At 47.3% G+C, this 243-nt stretch carries 1 pseudogene; it reads right to left on the bottom strand.

The window, feature by feature from the left end:
* Window positions 1-243, bottom strand: a pseudogene (locus tag ACCD03_RS25630) (hypothetical protein); the annotation flags it as partial.

Raw genomic sequence — 243 nt, 5'->3', positions numbered from 1 at the left:
GGTGCGTATGTTCTCCGTACAGCAGTTGCTTTACATACTTTTCGCAAAGAGAAAGGGCATCATAGTTCCGGAACTCGCTGGAAAGATGCTTTACCGCCCATTTGTATTCGTCGTTGTTGAGCACTTCGTCGATCGCCTTCTTCACAGCCTGTGGTGTAGGCGTTTCCGTTTTTAGATTGATGCCGAGTTTGAAATACCCGACGCGGGCATTGATCTCATTTTTTCCTTCGTGTACACCAGCTA

It is taken from the genome of Ralstonia sp. Ralssp135, assembly GCF_047304345.1.
Taxonomy (GTDB): domain Bacteria; phylum Pseudomonadota; class Gammaproteobacteria; order Burkholderiales; family Burkholderiaceae; genus Ralstonia; species Ralstonia chuxiongensis.
This window is presented reverse-complemented; position numbering and strand designations above follow the sequence as displayed.